At 66.8% G+C, this 2,410-nt stretch carries 3 protein-coding genes; all 3 read left to right on the top strand.

Annotated features, from left to right (window positions below):
* Nucleotides 1–21: 21 nt before the first annotated feature.
* Nucleotides 22–1,650 (top strand): N-acetylmuramoyl-L-alanine amidase, encoded by a 1,629-nt coding sequence (locus VFA16_RS10410; RefSeq protein WP_203802504.1) that lies wholly within the window; start codon nucleotides 22–24, stop codon nucleotides 1,648–1,650.
* Between the two features lie 190 nt (nucleotides 1,651–1,840).
* The gene (locus VFA16_RS10405) at nucleotides 1,841–2,080 is read left to right on the top strand and encodes a hypothetical protein (RefSeq protein ID WP_203802502.1); all 240 of its coding nucleotides are present in this window, start codon (nucleotides 1,841–1,843) and stop codon (nucleotides 2,078–2,080) included.
* A 26-nt stretch (nucleotides 2,081–2,106) separates the two neighbouring features.
* Nucleotides 2,107–2,410 (top strand): hypothetical protein (locus tag VFA16_RS10400; RefSeq protein WP_324967734.1); only part of this gene is annotated, 304 nt, incomplete at its 3' end.

Below are 2,410 nucleotides of genomic sequence, written 5' to 3'. Positions count from 1 at the left end.
ACACATACGTAACATCATCTGGTGCCGTGCTGCCGCCCTGCACCCGCGATGTTGTTCACCGCCGTCGCGGCCGCCGCCGTGATCCTGCCGTCGACGCTCGATTCCGGCCGTGGTGATCCGCCACCCCGGCTCGCCAGCACTCACGTCACCCAGCAGCCGCTGGTCGGGCTGGGCGGCGGCGTGACCGTGCGCGAAATCACCCAATCCACGCCGTTTTCCATGGTCGCGTTGACCGGTGGGGACTTGACCGGCACCTCGGCGCGAGTGCGGGCCAAGCACGCCGACGGGTCCTGGGGACCCTGGTATGGAACCGAAACGCTGGAGTCAGGTGGCACTGACCAGCCGTCGGGGATGGCACATGGTCCCCGCGGCACCGAGGCGGTGTTCGTCGGCAAGACCACAACCGTGCAGATCGCCGTCACCCGCCCGCCGGGCGCCCCGGTGACATCGCCGCCGCCCAAACACGCCCCGGCCGGTCTGGGATATGTGCCGGCCACCGCCGAACAGCCGTTGGCGCAAAACATCTCCGCGGTGCTGATCTCCCCGCCGCAGGCTCCGGCAGACACCCAGTGGACTCCGCCGACCGCGGTGCTGGCACCGGGCCAGCCCCCGAACATCATCAGCCGTGCGCAGTGGGGCGCAGACGAGTCGATCCGATGCGGTAATACCGTGTACGACAACGGCATTCACGCTGCGATCATCCATCACACCGCGGGCAGCAACGACTACTCACCGGAAGATTCAGCCGAGATTGTGCGGGCCATCTACGCCTACCACACCCAGACGCTGGGCTGGTGCGACATCGCCTACAACGCGCTGGTGGACAAGTACGGCCAGGTATTCGAGGGCCGGGCCGGTGGAATCACCAAAGCGGTCGAGGGCTCCCACACCGGCGGATTCAACCGCGAAACCTGGGGTGTGGCGATGATCGGCGATTTCGACGACGTGCCGCCGACGTCGATCCAGTTGCGCACCGTCGGCCGGCTGATCGGCTGGCGGCTTGGACTCGAGCGCATCAATCCCAAAGGCACCGCCACGCTGGCCTCTGCCGGGGGCCCGTTCACCCGGATCCCCGACGGTGCCGCTTTGACCCTGCCGACCGTCTTCAGCCATCGCGACGTCGACCCCACGGATTGCCCCGGTAACGCCGCGTATGCGCTCCTCGACGAAATCCGCGATATCGCCGCGCATTTCAGCGATCCACCTGGGCCAGACGATGTCGCCGCCTCGCTGGCGGGCGGTGCCATATTCGCGCGCTGGCAGGAGATGGGCGCCATGAACAGCGCGCTTGGCGCGCCGACGTCGCCGGAGGCTACCGGAGCGGGTTCGGCACGCTACGCCACGTTCGACAAGGGAGCGATCTACTGGTCACCGGAGACCGGTGCCCAGCCGCTCACCGGCGCGATCTACGACGCTTGGGCCGCACTGGGTTACGAGCGCGGCGCGCTCGGATTGCCCACCAGCGGAGAAATTCAAGAACCGCAATGGGTCAAGCAAAACTTCCAACATGGGACCTTGAACCTCGACCGAGAAACCGGCACGGTGATCCGGGTCATCGACGGCGTCGCCGAACAACTTCCACCACCCTCGGCGAGCGGACCGCCGGTACAACTGGAGCGGTTTACCCGCCCGATCAACCCGCCGCACTGACGCCGTCGAATCAGTCTGGTGTGCCGAACATGCGCGCAAGCCGGGGTTTGCCGTGCGGCCCACCAGGCACTGGCGCGACGGGGCCACCCTGACTCCCGAGAGATCGGGATGTCGACTTCGCGGCCCGACCTTTGTCGCTAAACGCCGATGTGTCGTAGATTCTTGGCCACAGTTCTGCAGGAGGTTGTCGATGGCAAGCACCAACCCTGATGTGCTTGAGGTGCTTCCACCGGGATTGCAGGGTGCGTCTGGGATCATCGCCGCACACGGCGCGCGGGTGGTCTCGGCGGCGGGAAGCTTGAGCGGGTCGGCGGAGCTGTCCGGTGCCGCGGCGGCGGCTGTGCACGGCGCGTTTGAGGGGTTCTGTGCGGCGTTTGCCCAGCGGCTGTCCTCGGCGTCGACCGCACTGCTGGAAGCGGCCAGCATGTAGACGAGGCAACCCGGCTCGTCGACAGCATGCAGGCGAACGACCGGGCCAATATCTTGGGCAAATTGCAACAAGGCCTGATAGGTGGCGGTGTCTCCCCCGGGGCGGCGGCCAGGATCACCGACGCCATCGCCCATGGCGCAAATCCTCAACAAATCATCCAGGGCGCGGCCGATGCCAGCCCGGTTTTCGCCGGCGGCAAGGAAGGATTCAACCATCTCGCCGACGCGCTGCCCACCGGCAGACACTGGCAAGGCTTCGCACCCGACGCACCCTTTTCCGCCCAAGACGTCGAAGCACTCAAGAAGATCGGTGGTCGCCTCGGCGCGGCCG

Source organism: Mycobacterium sp., from assembly GCF_035653355.1.
GTDB lineage: Bacteria > Actinomycetota > Actinomycetes > Mycobacteriales > Mycobacteriaceae > Mycobacterium.
The sequence above is the reverse complement of the archived record's forward strand: the minus strand, read 5'-3'. Positions and strand labels throughout refer to the sequence as shown.

Excerpts from the sequence above, each read along its gene's own strand:
- VFA16_RS10405 (WP_203802502.1), top strand. The coding sequence starts at position 1,841 with ATGGCAAGCACCAACCCTGATGTGCTTGAGGTGCTTCCACCGGGATTG.